Annotated in this window: 14 protein-coding genes; 5 read left to right on the top strand and 9 right to left on the bottom strand. The window is 71.4% G+C overall.

The genetic code is table 11. The annotated features are described in order from the left end of the window. Positions 1-29: 29 nt before the first annotated feature. Together ACIQM3_RS18105 and ACIQM3_RS18100 are read right to left on the bottom strand one after the other, a co-directional pair. Positions 30-1,058, bottom strand: coding sequence for a phosphotransferase family protein (locus ACIQM3_RS18105; RefSeq protein ID WP_401624999.1), 1,029 nt, complete (start codon positions 1,056-1,058; stop codon positions 30-32). Then, positions 1,055-2,260: an acyl-CoA dehydrogenase family protein gene (locus tag ACIQM3_RS18100; protein ID WP_401624997.1), complete on the bottom strand. Its 1,206-nt coding sequence runs from the start codon at positions 2,258-2,260 to the stop codon at positions 1,055-1,057. Before ACIQM3_RS18100 ends, ACIQM3_RS18105 begins: the two co-directional genes overlap by 4 nt. 205 nt (positions 2,261-2,465) lie before the next feature. Here ACIQM3_RS18100 and ACIQM3_RS18095 point away from each other — a divergent pair, with 205 nt between their 5' ends. The 4 genes from ACIQM3_RS18095 (at position 2,466) to ACIQM3_RS18080 (ending at position 6,942) form a co-directional block, all read left to right on the top strand. Continuing rightward, positions 2,466-3,239: an SDR family NAD(P)-dependent oxidoreductase gene (locus tag ACIQM3_RS18095; protein ID WP_401624994.1), complete on the top strand. Its 774-nt coding sequence runs from the start codon at positions 2,466-2,468 to the stop codon at positions 3,237-3,239. Between the two features lie 82 nt (positions 3,240-3,321). Beyond that, on the top strand, positions 3,322-3,951 hold the full coding sequence (locus ACIQM3_RS18090) for a PaaI family thioesterase (RefSeq protein ID WP_401624991.1): 630 nt from the start codon (positions 3,322-3,324) through the stop codon (positions 3,949-3,951). Between the two features lie 275 nt (positions 3,952-4,226). Further along, positions 4,227-5,333: an NAD(P)-dependent alcohol dehydrogenase gene (locus ACIQM3_RS18085; RefSeq protein ID WP_401624988.1), complete on the top strand. Its 1,107-nt coding sequence runs from the start codon at positions 4,227-4,229 to the stop codon at positions 5,331-5,333. 97 nt (positions 5,334-5,430) lie between these two features. Next, a complete protein-coding gene (locus ACIQM3_RS18080; protein ID WP_401624985.1) occupies positions 5,431-6,942 on the top strand; it encodes an aldehyde dehydrogenase family protein in 1,512 nt (503 codons plus the stop codon). Positions 6,943-7,057: 115 nt separating this feature from the next. On the opposite strand, the gene ACIQM3_RS18075 is transcribed toward ACIQM3_RS18080, so the two are convergent. The 3 genes from ACIQM3_RS18075 to ACIQM3_RS18065 all read right to left on the bottom strand — a co-directional run bounded on the left by ACIQM3_RS18075 (position 7,058) and on the right by ACIQM3_RS18065 (position 12,005). Further along, positions 7,058-7,465, bottom strand: coding sequence for a Zn-ribbon domain-containing OB-fold protein (locus ACIQM3_RS18075; protein WP_401624982.1), 408 nt, complete (start codon positions 7,463-7,465; stop codon positions 7,058-7,060). A gap of 61 nt (positions 7,466-7,526) precedes the next feature. After that, positions 7,527-8,708, bottom strand: coding sequence for a thiolase family protein (locus tag ACIQM3_RS18070; RefSeq protein WP_401624979.1), 1,182 nt, complete (start codon positions 8,706-8,708; stop codon positions 7,527-7,529). 63 nt (positions 8,709-8,771) lie between these two features. Beyond that, entirely contained in the window at positions 8,772-12,005 is a 3,234-nt protein-coding gene (locus ACIQM3_RS18065) for a crotonase/enoyl-CoA hydratase family protein (protein WP_401624977.1), read from the bottom strand. A 283-nt stretch (positions 12,006-12,288) separates the two neighbouring features. On the opposite strand from ACIQM3_RS18065, the gene ACIQM3_RS18060 reads away from it, so the two are divergent. After that, positions 12,289-13,203: a LysR family transcriptional regulator gene (locus tag ACIQM3_RS18060; RefSeq protein WP_401624975.1), complete on the top strand. Its 915-nt coding sequence runs from the start codon at positions 12,289-12,291 to the stop codon at positions 13,201-13,203. A gap of 57 nt (positions 13,204-13,260) precedes the next feature. Here ACIQM3_RS18060 and ACIQM3_RS18055 read toward each other — a convergent pair whose 3' ends face one another. The 4 genes from ACIQM3_RS18055 to ACIQM3_RS18040 are packed head-to-tail and all read right to left on the bottom strand — an operon-like array spanning position 13,261 to position 17,142. Beyond that, positions 13,261-13,491 carry a biotin/lipoyl-containing protein gene (locus ACIQM3_RS18055; protein ID WP_401624973.1) on the bottom strand — a complete coding sequence of 77 codons (231 nt, stop codon included), beginning with the start codon at positions 13,489-13,491 and terminating at the stop codon, positions 13,261-13,263. Beyond that, complete coding sequence (locus ACIQM3_RS18050) at positions 13,488-14,510, bottom strand: alpha-ketoacid dehydrogenase subunit beta (RefSeq protein ID WP_401624971.1); 1,023 nt, start codon at positions 14,508-14,510, stop codon at positions 13,488-13,490. The genes ACIQM3_RS18055 and ACIQM3_RS18050 overlap by 4 nt, the downstream gene beginning before the upstream one ends. Next, on the bottom strand, positions 14,507-15,499 hold the full coding sequence (locus ACIQM3_RS18045) for a thiamine pyrophosphate-dependent dehydrogenase E1 component subunit alpha (RefSeq protein ID WP_401517927.1): 993 nt from the start codon (positions 15,497-15,499) through the stop codon (positions 14,507-14,509). The genes ACIQM3_RS18050 and ACIQM3_RS18045 overlap by 4 nt, the downstream gene beginning before the upstream one ends. After that, positions 15,496-17,142 carry an FAD-binding protein gene (locus ACIQM3_RS18040; RefSeq protein ID WP_401624967.1) on the bottom strand — a complete coding sequence of 549 codons (1,647 nt, stop codon included), beginning with the start codon at positions 17,140-17,142 and terminating at the stop codon, positions 15,496-15,498. Before ACIQM3_RS18040 ends, ACIQM3_RS18045 begins: the two co-directional genes overlap by 4 nt. Positions 17,143-17,163: the final 21 nt, after the last annotated feature.

Here is a 17,163-nt window from a genome sequence, read left to right as displayed (position 1 = left end):
GGCCTCTTTCGCCGCCGGGCCGGAACCGGTCAGGGGGTCCGGCCGGTCAGCGCCGCGAGTCCGGCGGCCGCGAGGCGGGGGACGGCGGACCCGACAGTTTCGAAGCCGTCGCCGACGGTGAGGCCGTCGGCGTAGCGGGCGTGGATGCCTTCCGCGATGACGGCGATCTTGAAGTAGCCGAGCCCGAGGTAGAAGTCCAGCGGGCCGAGGTCCCGTCCGGAGACCCGGGCATACCGCTCGGCCAAGGCGGCGGGGGCCGGGAAGCGGTCGCTCACCGAGGCCGCCGAGCCACCCAGCACCGGCTCAAACGCCTCGTCCCGGTAGACGAGGTGGAGGGCCAGGTCCGCGAGCGGGTCGCCGAGGGTCGCCATCTCCCAGTCCACGAGTGCCCGTACGCGGCTCGGGTCGTCCGGGTCGAGGATGGCGTTGTCCACGCGTACGTCCCCGTGCACGATCGCCGCGGCCGACTCGGTGGGCAGGCGCTGGGCCAGGAGGCCGTGCAGGCGCATCAGGTCGGGCAGTTCACGGGTGGCGACCCGGTCCCACTGGTCGCGCCACCGGCTCACCTGGCGCCCGAGATACCCCTCGGGCCTGCCGAACCGCCCGAGACCGATCTCGTCGTACGGTACGGCGTGCAGGGAGGCCATCGCGTCCACGAGGGCGTACGCGCACGCTTCGGCGCCCGCACGCGGCAGGCGTTCGAGGTCCGCGCGGCTGCGTACGACCGTGCCGGCCACGTGTTCCACGACGGAGAACGGCACACCGAGCACATCCGGGTCCTCGCACAGGGCGACCGCACGCGCCACCGGGACGTCCGTGCCCCACAGCGCCCGGACGACCCGGAACTCGCGCCCCATGTCGTGGGCGGACGGCGTCAGTCCGCCGAGCGGCGGCCTGCGCAGCACCCACGAGCCGGCCGGACCGTCGATGCGGAACGTGAGGTTGGACCGGCCTCCGTGCAGGAGTTCAGCGGTGACCGGGCCGTCGATCTCCGGGGCGTGACGCTCGAACCAGTGCCGCAGGGCGGTCAGGTCGAGTCCCTGCGCGGTCGTGCTCATGTCGTCCCTCCGGCGGCGCGCACCTGGCGGCCCACGACGCGCTTGGCGATGGCCCAGCGGTGCGTCTCGGACGGGCCGTCGTAGATGCGGAAGGGGCGGACCTCGTTCAGGTACCGGCCGAGCAGGACGTCGCCCGAGATGCCGAGGGCGCCGCAGATCTGCACGGCGCGGTCCACCACCCGCCAGACCGCCTCCGCGGTGAACGTCTTGGCGACGGCGGTGGCCTGGGCGGCCGGCTCCCCCTGGTCCAGCTCCCAGCACGCGCGCAGCACCAGTCCGCGGGACGCCGCGATGTCGATCTCGGAGTCGGCGATCATCCCCTGGACCATGCCCAGTTCCCCGAGGCGCGCGCCGAACAGCCGCCGCTCAGCGGCCCGTTCGACGGCGATCTCCTGTGCGCGCCGTGCGATGCCGAGCCACCGCATGCAGTGCGTCATCCGCGCGGGGCCGAGCCGGACCTGGGCATAGCGGAAGCCTTCGTCCACCTCTCCGAGCACCGCCTCGTCGGGTACGAAGCAGTCCTCGAAGAGCACTTCCGCGTGGCCCGCGAACAGTGCCTTGTCCAGGGTGTCGATGTGCCGGACGATCTTCATTCCGGGGTTCTCCGCGTCGACCAGGAACATGGTCGCGCCGCCCCGGTCGCCCGCTTCGCCCGAGGTGCGCGCGAAGCAGACGGCGAACGCGGCGCCGTCCGCGCCGGTGATGAACCACTTGCTGCCGTTGATCCGCCAGCCGCCGGGCACCCGTACGGCACGGGTGTTCAGGGCGGCGGGGTCGGCCCCCGCGCCGGGCGCGGGTTCGGTCATCGCGAAGCAGGACCGGACGTCGCCGGCGGCCAGCGGGCGGAGGTAGCGTTCCTTCTGCTCACTGGAGGCGATCACCTCCAGCATGTGGATGTTGCCCTCGTCCGGAGCCGCGATGTTGAGGGCCAGCGGCCCGAAGAGCGACCAGCCCGCCTCCTCGAAGACGGTGGCCCTGCCGCACATGTCCAGGCCGTGTCCGCCGTACTCCACGGCGGCGTGCGGGGCGAAGACTCCGGCTTCCTTGGCCGCGGCCTGAAGGTTCAGCCGCATCGGATCGCCGCCGGCGGCGGCCACCCCCGCGTGGCGTATCTCCTCCGGGACCACCACCGTGCGTACGAATTCGGCTGTGCGCCGGGCGAGTTCCGCCACTTCGGTTCCGGGGCTCAGATCGATGGACAAGCGAACCTCCTAGGGAGCCGCCCCGCTCTCCGGCGTCGCACGCCGTCGAGGGAGGGCTCGCAGCGGCCGTCCCGTTTTCGGACCGGCACTCCACATCCGTTCGACTTTCAGGCAACATAGCTTACCTAGTTGCATGATGTTTCGGCAAAGGCACCGGGCACCGTACAGTCGGCGCTCAGCCGAGCCGCGAGCGAAAGGAAGGCCCATGGCCCCCTCCCTGCTGGACCTGCACGACCGGACCGCCCTCGTGACGGGAGGCAACAGCGGCATCGGCCTCGGCATGGCGGACGCGCTGGCGGCGGCGGGCGCCCACGTAGCCGTCTGGGGCACCAACCAGGAGCGCAACGCCGCCGCCGTGGAACACCTCTCCCGGCACGGCCGCAAGGCCGTGGCAGTGCGCTGCGACGTCGGCGACCCCGCACAGGTCACCTCCGCGATGGCGGAAACGCTGGAAGCCCTGGGCCGGCTGGACACCTGTATCGCCAACGCCGGGGTGGGCGGCCACTACGACCGCTTCCTCGACCTCACACCGGACGAATGGCACCGTGTGCTGCGCGTCAACCTCGACGGTGTGTTCTACACCTTCCAGGCCGCCGCCCGGCACATGAAGGAACGCGGCGAGGGAGGCAGCCTCGTCGCCGTGTCGAGCATCGTCGGCACCACCAAGGGCGAGTCCAGGACCCAGGCGTACGCCACGAGCAAGGCGGGGCTGACCGGCCTGGTCCACTCCTGCGCGGCCGAGCTCGGGCGCTACGGCATCAGGGTCAACGCCATCCGTCCCGGCTGGATCGAGACACCCCTCGCCCAGGACCTCCTCGACGACGAGCGCTTCGCCGACCGGGCCCTGCACCGCATCCCGTCCCGGCGCTGGGGACGCCCCGAGGACCTCGGCGGCGTCGCCGTCTACCTGGCCTCGGACGCCTCGCGCTACCACACGGCCGACGAGCTGGTCGTCGACGGCGGCTTCGTGGCGGGCTGACGGGGCGGCGGGGCTTCCACCCGCCCGCACGGCCTTTCCTGACGGCACCCACGCACAGCAGACACGGATGGTGACTCAGCTCATGACCAAGCCCACACCGACCACGACCGACGAGTCACCGCACGGCGGCTGGAACGACGGGACGAACGCCTCCTCGGGCGGGGCCGCCTTCGCCGGGCTCATCGACGCGCTCAGGCTCGCGCAGGACCGCATCGCTGAGGCGGCCGCCCCCGACGACGTCGTACGGGAGGCGACCCGTTCGCTCCAGGACGTCGCGGCAGCCCTCGCGCCGTACAGCGTCCCCGGGAGCGAGCAGATCACCGGCCACCGACTCGATCTCCCCGGACGCGGACAGGCCCTCGTGCCGGCGTTCCACGTGGACGAGTGGGACGAGGAGCACGCGACCGGCAGGTTCCGGCTGGGCCGTTACTACCTCGGCGGGAACGGAGCCGCCCACGGCGGGGTGATCCCGCTGGTGTTCGACGAGGTGCTGGGCCGCCTCGCCAACACCGGCCGGCGCCGGGCCCGCACCGCCTTCCTGCACGTGAATTTCCGCAGCGTCACTCCCATCGGCCCCGAGCTGCGGCTCACCGCGCGCTTCTCGCGCGAGGAGGGCCGCAAGCGCTACCTCACGGCGACGATCCACCACGGCGACGTGCTCACGGCCGACGCGGAGGCACTCTTCGTGGCCCTCCGGCCGGGTCAGCCCTGAGGAGCCCGTCAAGGCCCCGTCCCTTCGGCGGCACATGACGCAGACAGACACGTGCACATGCGGAAATGGGCAATGGACCTGGCGCCTCCGAGGTGCGAGCATCCAATGACCAGGCACTTCACGCGGTTGTCACAGAAGCCGACCGTCGCGGACGGCCGGCGGGCCATGCCCGCGCGCGCCGCCGCACACACAGCGGTTCTCCACCGAGCAACCGACGCGACCACGGGCGACGGCCGCACTCCCGTGCCGTGGAACGTCGAAGGAGAACACCTCCCATGAACATCACCGCAGCACTGTCGCGCGGCCCGAAGACCCCGTTCACCCTGGAGACCATCACGATGGCTCCGCTGCGGGACGACGAGGTACGGGTGCGTCTCGTCGCGGCCGGCATGTGCCACACCGACCTGGTTTCCAAGGCCGGCATGCCCGCCGAGCCCGGCGCCGTCTTCGGACACGAGGGCGCGGGGATCGTCGAGGCCGTGGGCGCCGGTATTTCGGGAGTGAACGTCGGGGACAAGGTGCTGCTCACCTTCCGCAGCTGCGGAAAGTGCCACGCCTGCGCCCAGGGCAAGCCCGGATACTGCGAAAAGTTCGTGGCCCTCAACTCGTCGGGCTTGCGGGCGGACGGGTCGGTGACGCTGACGCAGGACGGGGAGCCGCTGCGCGGTTCGTTCTTCGGCCAGTCGAGCTTCGCCACCCACGCGATCGCCAGCCAGGACAACGTCGTGGTCGTGGACCCGGACACCGACCTCGCGGCGGTGGCCCCGTTCGCCTGCGGGTTCATGACGGGCGCCGGAGCCGTGGTGAACGTACTCGCGCCGGACCCCGAAGCCCGGGTGATCGTCTACGGTGCCGGCGGCGTGGGCATGGCGGCCGTCATGGCGGCCGCCGCCCTCGGCGTCCGGACGATCGTCGCCGTCGACCTGTCCGAGGAACGCCGCGAGGCGGCACTGGCCCTCGGCGCCACGGCCGTCGTCGACGGCCGGTCGGACGACCTCGTGAAGCTGCTGGCCGAGGCCACCGGCGGTGGCGCGACGCACGCCGTGGACACCACCGCGGTGCCCTCCGTCATCAGCTCGGCCGTCGCCGCGCTCGCTCCGCAGGGCACGCTGGTCCTGCTGGGCCTGGGCGCGCCGGAGGTCACCTTCAACGTGATGGACCTGATCACCGCGGGCAAGACGGTGCGCGGCTGCATCGAGGGCGACGCCGATCCTCACGTCTTCATCCCGCAGCTCGTCCGCTGGCACGCGGAAGGGAAGTTCCCGCTCGAGAAGATCGTCCGGCGGTACGCGTTCGCCGACATCAACACGGCCATGGCGGACTCCGTCTCCGGCTCGGCGATCAAGCCGGTCCTCGTCTTCGACGAGCCCTCCGCGCGATGAGCTCTGCCGGGATCGCGTCCGCGCCCCGTTTCGGCGGCGGACGGACACGGCGCCCGGCCTCCTGCTCCACCCTCTTCATCGCATTCCAGGAAGAAGCATGACCTTGACCAGTCCCCGCACCACCCCTGTAGCCCAGGTGCCCGAAGAGGGCATCACCGCCGCCGCGCTGAGTGAACTCCTCGCAGCCCAGCAGCGCGCGTTCCTCACCGAGGGGCCGCCGAGCGCGGCGGTCCGCATCGACCGCATCGACCGGCTCACCGCGGCGCTCCTGGAGCACGCGGACGAGCTGACCGCGGCACTGAACGCCGACTTCGGCAACCGCCCCGAAGCGAACTCCCTCAGCAGCGACATCCTCGGTGCGATGAGCGACGTGACCGACGTCCGCGAGAACCTCGAAGCGTGGATGGCCGACGTCGAGATCCCCGCGGCCGCCGCCAAGGGCCTGCCCACCCACATCCAGAACCGGCCCAAGGGTGTCGTCGGCATCATCGGCCCCTGGAACTTCCCCGTCTCCCTCGTGTTCCAGCCTGCCGTCGAGGCCTTCGCCGCCGGCAACCGCGTCATGATCAAGTTCTCGGAGGTGCCCTCCCGCACGGCCGAGGTGTTCGCCCGAGCGGTCGCCACCCGCTTCCCGCAGGACGAAGCGGTGGTTGTCCGAGGCGGCACGGAGACCTCCGTCGCCTTCTCCGAACTCCCCTTCGACCACCTCTTCTTCACCGGATCGCCCGGTGTGGGACGCCATGTCGCCGCAGCCGCCGGCCGCAACCTCACGCCGGTCACCCTCGAACTCGGCGGCAAGAACCCCGTCGTCGTCGGCCCCGACGCCGACGTCCAGGTCGCCGCGGAGCGCGTCTCCGCCGCCCGCATGATGAACGGTGGCCAGCTCTGCCTGTGCCCCGACTACGTTCTCGTACCCGAGGACAAGGTCGAGGCGTTCGTCGGCGCGTTCCGCACCGCCATGCGGGGCTACTTCCCGGCTTACCGCGAGAACCCGGACGTCGTCACCCTCGTCGACGACCGCAACTTCGCGCGGGTCAAGGGGCTGGTGGACGACGCACGTGCCAAGGGCGCGGAGGTCATCACCATGGTCCCGGAGGACGAGCAGGCGGCGCTCCCGGACGCGGCAACCCGCCGTATGCCTCCCACGCTGCTCCTCGGCGTCACCGACGAGATGACCATCGCGCACGAAGAGGTCTTCGGTCCCGTCATCAGCGTCCTGCCGTACGGCACGGTGCGCGAGGCCATCGACTACATCACCGCCAAGCCCCACCCGCTGGCGGCGTACTGGTACGGCGATGACACCGCGGAGTTCCGCGAGTTCGTGCGGCGCACCACCTCCGGCGGCGTGACCCGCAACGACATGGCCCTCCACTTCGGCATCGAGGGCGCCCCCTTCGGCGGCGTCGGCCAGAGCGGTTCCGGCGCGTACCACGGCAAGGCCGGCTTCGACACGTTCAGCCACCAGCGCACCATCACCCAGAGCGCGCTCCCGTTCGGCGTGGCGCCGTCAGCCATGCCCCCGTACACGGCGGAGAAGCGGGACCAGCTCCGGGGCGCCGTCGCGCAGGCCCTCACCGCGGTCAGGAAGCAGCTGGGCGAGTCGGACTGATCCCTGTCGGCGGCGGGGCCTCGCTCCGCCGCCGGTACGCCCCATGAACGAGTGAAGCCCGCAGTCACCTGCGGGCTTCACTCGTTGCGCGGATGATGTCACCGCCCGGTTCGGTTCACGGGCTCGGCCGGAACACCGGCACGGCTTCCCCGTCCCCGTCCGCCGGGCGGGCGAACTCCACGGTCACGGGCGCCCCCGAGGACGGCGCGTCGTCGTCCACGCCGACGACCCGGGCGTACAGCCAAGGGCCTTCGGTCAGTTCGACGAGGCCGATCGTCGTGCGGGGTGCCGGAACGCCGTCCTTGGGACGGGGCTGCGTCGCGGTCCAGGACACGAGCGTTCCGGTACCCAGGGCGGGGACCCAGGAGAGCTCCGCCTTACCGCAGGCGGGGCAGGCGGTCTCCTGGGGTGCCCCGTGGCCGCCGCACGCGGCGCAGTGCCGGATCAGCAGTTCGCCCCGGCCCGTGCCGTCGAAGAAGGCTTCGGTGGCGGCATCTCGCCGGACTGCGGGAACGGTGGTCATGGCGGACCCTTTCTGTGGTGAACGGCCGGGCGGCCGAGGGAGACGACGGGCGGGCGGCGCGTCAGGCGTGCGCGTGCGGGCTGAGGATCAGCGTCGAGTGGTGGTCGAGGATGCCCCCGTTGCCGCTGACGAGCACGGTGTCGTGGCGCGGCACCTGCCGTTCCCCTGCCTCTCCGCGCGCTTGCAGGACGGCCTCGGAGAGCGGCGTCATGCCCCACAGGTAGTACGAGGAGAGCTGTCCACCGCCGGTGTTGACCGGCAGCGTCCCCTTCGGACCGAGCGCCCCGCCGGCGACGAACTCGCCGCCCTCCCCCTTGGCGCAGAAGCCGTAGTCCTCCAGGGAGATCAGGGCCGTGAAGGTGTAGCAGTCGTAGAGCTCGACCACATCGATGTCGCCGACGGTGACGCCTGCCATCTTCATGGCCGCGGGGCCCGAGGTGGCGGCGCCGCTGACCAGCCCGAAGTCGCTGCCGCGGGCCATGGGGTAACCGGGGTGGGACTGGCCCCAGCCCAGGACGTGCACCGGAGGCTTGCGCAGGTTCGCCGCGCGTTCGGCGGTGGTGACGATGACGGCGATGCCGCCGTTGGTCACGAGGCAGCAGTCGAGCAGCCGGAAGGGATCGGCGATCGGGCGGGACGCCTGGTGGTCCTCCACGGTGATGGGCGTACGCATCTGGGCGAGCGGGTTCATCACCGCCCAGTCGCGCTGCGCGACAGCGATGTAGGCGAGCTGGTCGCTCGTGGTGCCGTACGTGTCCATGTGGCGGCGGGCCGCCATCGCGTAGAGCGGGTTGGCCCCAGCGATGCCCGCCGCGGCGTTCAGCCCCCGCCAGCCGGCGGGGGCGCGCCCCGCACCGGCGTAGGCCGCGCCCGCCGACGACTTCTCCTTCAGCGGCGCGTCGGCGAAGACGCAGGCGACGGCCTCCGCCATGCCCGACTGCACCGCCATGGCGGCGTACTGCACCATGGCGCCGGCGGTGGAGCCGTATGCCTGCACCTCGGAGAGCATCCGCAGGTCGCGCAGGCCGAGGTCACGCTGGAGCCCGAGGCCGACGCCACCGCCGACGCCCTGGCTGGTGAGCAGCCCGTCGATGTCGGTGAGGGCGAGACCCGCGTCCTCGGCCGCGCGGCGTACGGCGTCCGCGGCGAAGTCCGCGGCGGTACGCCCGTACACCTTGCCCATGTCGGTGATGCCCAGCCCGGCGATGGCCGGACCGCGCCCCCCGCGCTCAGTGGTACTCACGTGATGTCAACTGCCTTTCGGGGCACGTTCGATGATGTCTTGCTGAGGGGTGCGCACGCCGGCTCAGCGGGCCTGCCAGACGGGGGCGCGCTTCTCGGCGAAGGCGCGCGGGCCCTCCTTGGCGTCGTCCGAGCCCATGACCGCGCGGGCCTCGGACCAGGAGAGGTCCCAGCGCTGCTGCTCCTGTGCGACGGCGCCGTCCGCGATGCCCAGCGCGATGCGCTTGCTGGCCTGGACCGCCAGCGGCGCGTTGGCGGCGATCCGCTCCGCGAGCAGCACGGCCTCTTCCCTCACCCGGTCCTGCGGCACGACGCGGTTGACGAGTCCCAGGTCCTTGGCAGCCGCCGCGTCGAGGGTGTCGCCGGTCAGCAGCAGCTCCATGGCCACCTTCTGCGGCAGCTGCGCCGCCAGCCGGAAGGCGCCGCCGGCCGCCGCGATGATGCCCCGCTTCACCTCGGGGAGGCCGAACCGCGCGGTGTCGGCGGCCACCACCAGGTCGCTGGCGAGCGCGATCTCCGTGCCGCCGCCGAGGGCGAAGCCGTTGACGGCCGCGATGGTCGGCTTACCGATGTGGTGACTCACGTAGCCGGCGAATCCCCAGGCCTCGCGGCCCTGCGGCATGATGTTCTCGCCGCGCGCCACGGCCTTGAGGTCGGCTCCGGCGCAGAACGCCTTGTCGCCCGCTCCGGTGATGACCACGGCCCGGACACCCGGGTCCTTGTCGGCCTCGTCCAGAGCCTCGCCGAGCAGCCGGGACAGCTCCTCGTTGACGGCGTTGCGTGCCTCGGGCCGGTTCAGGGTGATGATCCGGACGTGGCCTTCATCCGCCACCAGGACCGGCCTCGCGGCGCGCTCCATCGCCTCTTGGTGCTTGGGTTCCATCGTCTCCAGCACGCCTTCCTCGATTAGCTTCTCGGTCTGCTCCGTGTCGAGTCCCAGGAGTTCACCGGCCAGCTCGCGGGTGTGCTGGCCCGGCAGAGGGGCGGGGCGGACCGGCGGGTCCGCCAGGCCCAGGGAGTGCGCGGGCCTCGCTTCCGTCGGCAGCGGCTCATCCATCGTGGGCTGGCTCAGCCGGGCGAAGTACCGGCGCTCTTCGAGGTGCGGGTCCGTGAGCAGCTCGCCGACCCGCAGCATCGCACCGGCCGGCACACCGGCCGCCTGCAACAGGTTCATGGCGTCACGGGGAGCGCGCTGCGTCGTCCAGGCCTCCACAGCCTGCCGGATCCGGTCGCGGTGCGCGAGCCGGCCGGCCGCGTCGGCCAGTGCCGGGTCCGCCGCGAGGTCTTCCCGGCCGATGGCCGCGCAGAGCCGCAGCCATTCGCCGTCGTCCCGTACGGACACCACGCACCACTCGTCGTCGCCCGCGCACGGGAACACGCCGTCGGGTGCGTCGAAGGTGATCTGACCGGCCGTCATCGAGCCGGGCCGCAGCCACTCGGCGAGCAGCAGGTCCGCCATGGCTTCCAGGATGATCTCCGCCTGCGAGATGCTGACGGTGCCGCCGGTGCCGGTGCGGTGCAGCTTGATCAGCTGGGCCATGACGGAGGCTGCGCCGACCCGGCCGACCACGTGGTCCGGGTAGATCGTGATGCCGTCGCTGTGCCCCTCCCCCGGCGTGTCCGGGTAACGCCAGAGGTCGGTCAGGCCGGCGGCCGCCCGGACCAGCGGGCCGTAGCCCATGCGCTTGCTCCAGGGGCCGCTCGCGCCCAGCGCGCTGCTGTCCACCATGACGATGCGGGGGTTGATCTCCCGGAGGGAGTCGTAACCGAGGCCGAGGGATTGGAGGGTGCCCGGCTTGAAGTTGGACAGCACCACGTCCGTGTCCGCCGCCAGTTGCCTGAACAGCGCGATGCCTTCGGGGGAACGCAGATTGAGGCCGAGGCTGCGCTTGTTGCGGTGGCCCCAGGCGGTGGAGGCGGTGAGCACTTCGCCGGTACGCGACTGGCGCCCGCCGTCGGGGAACGCCCGGGCTTCCACCTTGATGACGTCCGCACCATGGTCGGCGAGAAGTCGGCCCAGCTCGGCGCCGGCGACGATGACACCGAGGTCGAGAACCCGCAGCCCGGCCAGGGGGTGGACGCGCCCGGGGACGGGCGGCGTCGCGGCGTCCGGCGTCGGACGCGGGTCGGTGGCGGTGCCCTCCAGCACCTCCGGGTTGTGTTCGCCGAGCTGGGGCGCGCGCCTGCGTCGGCCCACCCGGTGACCGTCGACCTCCAGGAACCCGTTGGGTATCCGGGCGTCCAGGCCGGGGGCGACCTCGATGTCCTCCAGCGCACCCCGCTCCAGGTAGTGGTCGGCGCGCAGGACCTCGCCGGCGTCCAGGACAGCCGCGATCGGTACGCCGTACTGCTGTCCCGCGGCGACCAGGTCGTCGCGGTTCCGGCCGCTGAAGAACTCACCGATGTGCGCGTAGACGCGGTTCGCCTCCTTGAAGCGGACGTCCAGCCGTTCGTACCGGGGGTCGGCGAACTCCTCGGGCTCGCCGAGCCAGGCGCGCATGCCGCGCCACTGCCGCGGGCTGAGCACGCAGATCCGGACCAGGCCGTCCGCGCACGGGAAGATCGGGTAGAGATGGCCGGCGGAGGGCCGTCCGCGGGGCAGATCGACGGCGCGCAGCCCGCCCGTCGCGGAGCCTCCGACGCCGAAGCCGGGGTCGAGTACCTGGGTGACCGCCTCGTGCACCGAGAAGTCTATGTGGTCGCCGTGGCCCGTCGTGATGCTGGAGAAGTGGGCGAGCAGCGCGACCCAGGCGGCCTGGAGCGAGGCCGCTTCGGTGGCCAGCGAGCCGGGGGGCGGCAGCGGGGGACGGCCGGGAAGCCCGGACCGGCACAGGCCGCCGGACAGCGCGGAGTGCACGGCGTCCGAGGCCAGGTGGTCCCGGTAGGGGCCGGTGAGCCCGAAATCGGTGACGGTGAGCAGGACGAGCCTGGGGTTGCGCCGCGACACGGAGGCGTAGTCGAGGCCTTCGCCCTTGCTGCCGGTGGGGCGCTGCGACTCGATCCAGATGTCGGCGCGGTCCAGCAGACGGAGAAGGGCGGTCCGGCCCTCGGTGGTCTCCAGGTCCAGCGTCACGCCGCGCTTGTTGGCGTTGCGGGTGAGGAAGGAGAGGCTCACCCCGTCGTGCAGCGGGCCGCGCCGACGCGCCGACGCGCCCTCCGGCGGCTCCACCAGGATGACGTCGGCTCCGAGATCGGCCAGGAATCGCCCCGCGGTCTCCCCGCGCCCGTCCGTCGTGTCCACGACGGTCATGCCGTCCAGCGGGCCGGTCCCCGCGCCGTCGCGTGCTGTCTCTGTCATCCGTGTCTCCAGGCATGCCGGGCGACGCACCGGTCCGGCTCACCGGGCCGCGCGCCGCTGTACAAGACGTGATGAGGCGTGGTCGCCGCGGGACGTCACCCACGTGCTGCGCACTCGTGACACGCGGATCAATGTGAACGCCGCGTTACTTCTTCAGGTTGGACTCATGTCGCACCGTCTGTACATGTCCAATTCCGTGACGTCGGCGTGTTCGCTACGGCAATGAGTCCGGCGCGGCCTCCCCGCTCCTCGTGGCGGGCGCGGCTGATGATGTACTGACCACGTGGACATCCAGCAGGTTCGTTACTTCCTCGCCGTCGCGGAAGAACTCCACTTCGGGCGGGCGGCCGAGCGCTTGCACATCACGCCGTCGCCGCTCAGCCGGCGGATCCGGGAGCTCGAACAGGAGCTGGGCCGTGACCTCTTCGTACGCGAACACCATCACGTCGAGCTGACGCCGTTCGGCGACACGTTCCGGGGCCGGGCGGCCGAAGCGGTACGTGTGTTCGACGCCCTGCGACAGCTGCCCGCCGAGTACCAGGGAATCGCCCGGTGCCGTCTCGGAGCGGCGCCGTTGGCTCCGCCCGTCGTGCTGGACCTGCTCCTGGACACCTATCGCCAGGTGTCTCCGGACACGCAGCTGCCCCTGGTGCTGGCTCCGTCCGCGGAGTCTCTCGTCATGCTCGGGGCCGACCGGATCGATCTCGCCGTGGTACATCTGCCCCTCGGCACGGACAGCGCGCAGAGCCTGACGCTGGCCTACGGGCCCTACGGCGTCGCGATGCGCCCGGACGACGAACTCGCCGACCGCCCCTCGCTGGAACTCACCGATCTCCACGACCGGCAGGTCCTCGTCACGTCCCCCAAGGTGCACCCGCTGGTCATGGGAGAGACCCGCCAAGCGCTGTTGGAAGCCGGAGTCACCCAGCTCGTACACCTGCCGCACAACGACACGCTGCAGGTGGCCGCGCATGTGCTGCGGACCAGGGCGCTGGCTCTGACGGTGGCGGCGGACAACTCACCGGGCGCCCAGATCTTCACCGCGCCGCAGTTCAAGGTCGTCCCACTACGGGACGAGTCGCTCACTCTCCGGGTCGGCGTGGCGTGGCGGCCCGGCTCCGAGGACAGGGTGCCGGGGCTGCGGGCCGTGCTGGACGCGCTGCGCGCCCGGTACGACACCCGGCCGATGCGTCTGTGAATCCGTGCGGCGGAGGCCCGCTGCGGAAGGGTGCTCCGCAGCGGGCCTCTGCCCTGCTCAGGAGATGAGGCCGATCACCGTTCCCACCTCGTACGTCTTCTCGAGCTCACCGAGGACCTCGATGGTGCCCGCGGCCGGTGACTCGATCTCCGTCTCCGTCTTGTCGGTGGCCAGGACGTAGAGCACCTGCCCCTCCGTCACGGTGTCGCCGGTCTCGACCATCCACTCGGTGATCTCACCCTCGCTCATGGTCACTCCGAGCTGGGGGACGCGCAGTTCGTGACTCACTTGAGCCCCCGGACGGCCGTCTCGATGCGCTGGACGCCGGGGAGATAGGCGTCCTCCAGCGACTTGGCGTACGGCACCGGCGTGTCCGGAGCCGCGATCCTCCTGACGGGGGAGCTGAGCTCGCCGAACAGCTCCTCGTGCACCGTGGCCGCCAGCTCCGCGCCGAACCCGCCCCGCCGCACGGCCTCGTGCACGACGACGGCCCGGCCGGTCCTGGCCACGGAGGTGAGGACGGTCTCGATGTCCAGCGGATACAGCGTGCGCAAGTCGATGACCTCCACGTCGATGCCTTCGGCCGCGAGGTTCGCGGCGGCGGTCATGCTGTCCACGACCTGCCGCCCGTACGTCAGAAGCGTGACGTCCGAGCCCGGCCGCGCGATGCGGGCCTTGCCGAGCGGGACCCGGTAGTCGCCCCGGGGGACGTCGCCCTTGGCGGAGAAGTACAGCCCGGTCATCTCGACGAAGACGCACGGGTCGTCGTCGAAGATCGCGGAGAGGAGCAGCCCCTTCGCGTCCGCCGCATTGCTCGGCACGATCACCTTCAGGCCGGGGGTGTGGGCCAGCGGCCCCTCCAGCATGTCGGAGTGCTGGGCGCCGAATCCGCCGCCTGTGCCGGTGGCGGTGCGGACGGTCAGCGGGACCGGGGTGCGGCCGCCGGACATGTAGCGCAGTTTCGCGGCGTGGTTGACGAGCTGGTCCGCGCAGACGTGCACGAAGTTCATCAGCATGATCTCGGCCACCGGGCGCATCCCGGAGATGGCGGCGCCGATCGCCGCGCCCATGATGGCCTGCTCGGAGATGGGCGTGTGCCGGATCCGTGAGGCTCCGTACTTGTTGCCCAGGCCCTGGTGGATGCCGAAGCCTCCGCCTGACGGCTCCTGGATGTCCTCGCCGAGGGCGAAGACCGAGTCGTCCAGCCCCAGGGCGACGTCGAGGGCTTCGTTGATGGCCTTGACCATGCCGATCTTGCGGGGCGCGGCCGCCTCGGTCTCAGCCGGTTTCATACGGGTGTCCGTCATCGTGCCGCCACCTCCGGGGCGTAGACGTCGGTGGTGAGTTCCTCGATGCCGGGCAGATCGGCGGCGAGCGCGAACTCGGCCGCGTCGAGTACTTCGGCCGCTGCCTTCTCCTCCACCTCCGCGAGTTGCGCCTCGGTGGCCACCCCGTCCGCGAGCAGTTTCGCCCGGAAGCGGGGCACGGGGTCGGCGGCCATCGCGTCGGAGAGCAGCTGCTTCGGCATGTACTTCTGCTGGTCTCCCATGACATGGCCGTGGAAGCGGAACGTCTCCGCCTCCAGCAGCGTGGGGCCGTCACCGCGCCGCGCGCGGTCGATCGCCTCGCCCGCTGCCTGCCACGTGGCGACCGGGTCGTTGCCGTTCACCCTGACGCCCGGCATCGAGTAGGCGGCGGCCCGGTCGGCGATGTGTTCCACCGCGGTGCCTTCCGCGAGCGGGGTGTACTCGGCGAAGAGGTTGTTCTGGCACACGAAGATCACCGGCAGCTGCCAGACCGAGGCGAGGTTCATCGACTCGTGGAAGGCCCCGATGTTGGAGGCACCGTCGCCGAAGTTCACCACCGTGACCTGGTCGGTGCCACGCATGCGGGCCGACAGGCCGAGCCCGGTGGCTATCGGCATTCCGGAGCCGACGACCCCGGTCGTCACCATGAGACCGTGTTCCGGCGAGGTGACGTGCATCGGGCCGCCCTTGCCCTTGCAGGTGCCGGCCGCCTTGCCGAGATACTCGGCCCACAGCTCCCTCAGGGGGACGCCCTTGGCTATCTGGTCGTGCAGGCCGCGGTAGATGGTGACCACGTAGTCGTCCGCGCGCAGGTGCTGGGCGACCGAGACGGCCGCGAACTCCTGACCGCGCGGCGAGTAGTACATGCCGCCGATCTGCCCGGCGGCCATCAGCGACCGGTACTTCTCGTCGAACAGTTTGATCCGGGTCGCTGTCGTGAACATCTCCAGCTGCACGTCGGCGCTCGGCACGGCGGGCCGGGTACTCATGCGGTCTCCTTCTCGGAGTTCGTGGACTGCCGTGCGCTCAGGGCGGCGTGCTCGCCGGCCCGGCGCCCGGAGAAGACGGCGTCGGCCAGGGAGAGGCCTGATACGTAACTCTGACTGCAGATGCCGACGGCGGAACGCCCGGCCGCGTACAGGCCGGGGATCGCCTCGCCGTCCTCCCGCTTCGACTCACCCGTGCGTTCGTCGACGACGAGCCCGCCCAGCGTGATGAAGGAGATCGGGTAGAAGACGGGCGAGGCGTCGGGCGAGATGTCGACGGCGTAGTAGGGGCCCTTGGCCAGGCTGTGACGGTGTTCGTCGTCCTTGCCGAAGGCGTCGGGCTCCCCCGCCGTGACAGCCGCGTCGTGCTCGGCGGCCGCCTCGACGAGGCCGGAGGCGTCGATCCCGCAGGCATGTGCCAGCTTCGCGAGACTGTCGGCCTTGCGGTGGCCGAACGGGCTGAATATATAAGCCAGTTGAGGCACGTGGAAGAAGGCCGCCTGGGTGCGCAGCTGGGACCGCGCCAGACGCCAGGTCTCGGCGTCCAGGATTACGAAGCCCCGTCCGCCGTGTTCCTCGATCAGCGGCTTCGTCATGGTCGCGCCGTAGAGCTGTTCGTTGGTGAACCGCCGCCCCTGGGCGTTCACGACGATGCCCTTCATGAAGGCGGCCGGCGGGCAGATGAAGCGCCATCCCGAGATGGAGTCCATCCGGTCGGTGGCGGCGCCCACCTGCGCACCCAGCTTGACCGCGGAACCGGTCTCTCCGCCGGGGCCGAGGGGATTGATGTCGACGTAACGGGGTGCGTGCCGGCGGATCATCTCCTTGTCGAAGCCGAATCCCCCGGTGGCGAGGACGACGCCGCCCCTGGCCCGCGCCTGGTACGTACGGGAGCGGCGACGCTGGACCTTGTCGGCGGCCCGGCTCAGGCGACTGCCCACCGGCTGGTAGTAGATCGTCAGCTTCCCGGCGGCCTTGGCGAGCTTCTCGTGCCAGTGGCCGGGCTCCCGGCCGCGTTCCGGCGCGTCGAACTCGACGCCCACGACCTTGCCGTCCTCGGTGATCAGACGGCGTACGTCGGCCAGCGGGCGCACCGTGACGCCCTTCTCCAGGGCGGAGCGGCGCAGGCGCTCGTAGTAGACGGCGCCGGTGAAGTTCTTGGCGTGCGTCCGGTGTCCACGGGCGGCGGGCCGGGCGACGTCGGCGAACTCGGGGACGAGTTCGTTCCCGGAGTAGTACAGGTAGTGGCGGTTCGTCGGGTACGACGTCTTGTAGTCGCAGAGGCTGCTGTCGAACTCCAGGCCTTGCTTGCGCAGCCAGCCGATCATCCCCGGGCTGCCGTCGGCGAAGGCGCGCAGCGTCTCGTCGGCGACGGCCCCCTGGGTCTCCTTCTTCAGGTACGCGAACATCTGGTCGGTGGTGTCGGCGACGCCGGCCCCTCGCTGCACTTCGGTGCCGCCGCCCGCGTAGACGACGCCGCCGGAGTGTGCGGTGGAGCCGCCTCCGTAGGAGCGCTCCAGGACGAGGACGGAGGCCCCGGTCTCCGCGGCGGCGATCGCCGCACATGCCCCTGCTCCGCCGAATCCGACCACGATCACGTCGTAGGTCTCGTCCGCCGGTGGGCCGTGATGGTGCTGAACTGCCATCTGGTCGTTCCTTGGTTTCGG

Origin of the sequence: Streptomyces sp. NPDC091271 (genome assembly GCF_044757505.1) — a bacterium.
GTDB lineage: Bacteria > Actinomycetota > Actinomycetes > Streptomycetales > Streptomycetaceae > Streptomyces.
Note: the sequence above shows the minus strand (reverse complement) of the source record. Positions and strands in the feature narration are given on the sequence as shown.

What these genes read in the sequence shown, in the direction of transcription:
- ACIQM3_RS18105 (WP_401624999.1), bottom strand. Translation starts at nt 1,058, where the DNA reads ATGAGCACGACCGCGCAGGGACTCGACCTGACCGCCCTGCGGCACTGG.
- ACIQM3_RS18095 (WP_401624994.1), top strand. Translation starts at nt 2,466, where the DNA reads ATGGCCCCCTCCCTGCTGGACCTGCACGACCGGACCGCCCTCGTGACG.
- ACIQM3_RS18090 (WP_401624991.1), top strand. Translation starts at nt 3,322, where the DNA reads ATGACCAAGCCCACACCGACCACGACCGACGAGTCACCGCACGGCGGC.
- ACIQM3_RS18085 (WP_401624988.1), top strand. Translation starts at nt 4,227, where the DNA reads ATGAACATCACCGCAGCACTGTCGCGCGGCCCGAAGACCCCGTTCACC.
- ACIQM3_RS18080 (WP_401624985.1), top strand. Translation starts at nt 5,431, where the DNA reads ATGACCTTGACCAGTCCCCGCACCACCCCTGTAGCCCAGGTGCCCGAA.
- ACIQM3_RS18075 (WP_401624982.1), bottom strand. Translation starts at nt 7,465, where the DNA reads ATGACCACCGTTCCCGCAGTCCGGCGAGATGCCGCCACCGAAGCCTTC.
- ACIQM3_RS18065 (WP_401624977.1), bottom strand. Translation starts at nt 12,005, where the DNA reads ATGACAGAGACAGCACGCGACGGCGCGGGGACCGGCCCGCTGGACGGC.
- ACIQM3_RS18050 (WP_401624971.1), bottom strand. Translation starts at nt 14,510, where the DNA reads ATGACGGACACCCGTATGAAACCGGCTGAGACCGAGGCGGCCGCGCCC.
- ACIQM3_RS18045 (WP_401517927.1), bottom strand. Translation starts at nt 15,499, where the DNA reads ATGAGTACCCGGCCCGCCGTGCCGAGCGCCGACGTGCAGCTGGAGATG.
- ACIQM3_RS18040 (WP_401624967.1), bottom strand. Translation starts at nt 17,142, where the DNA reads ATGGCAGTTCAGCACCATCACGGCCCACCGGCGGACGAGACCTACGAC.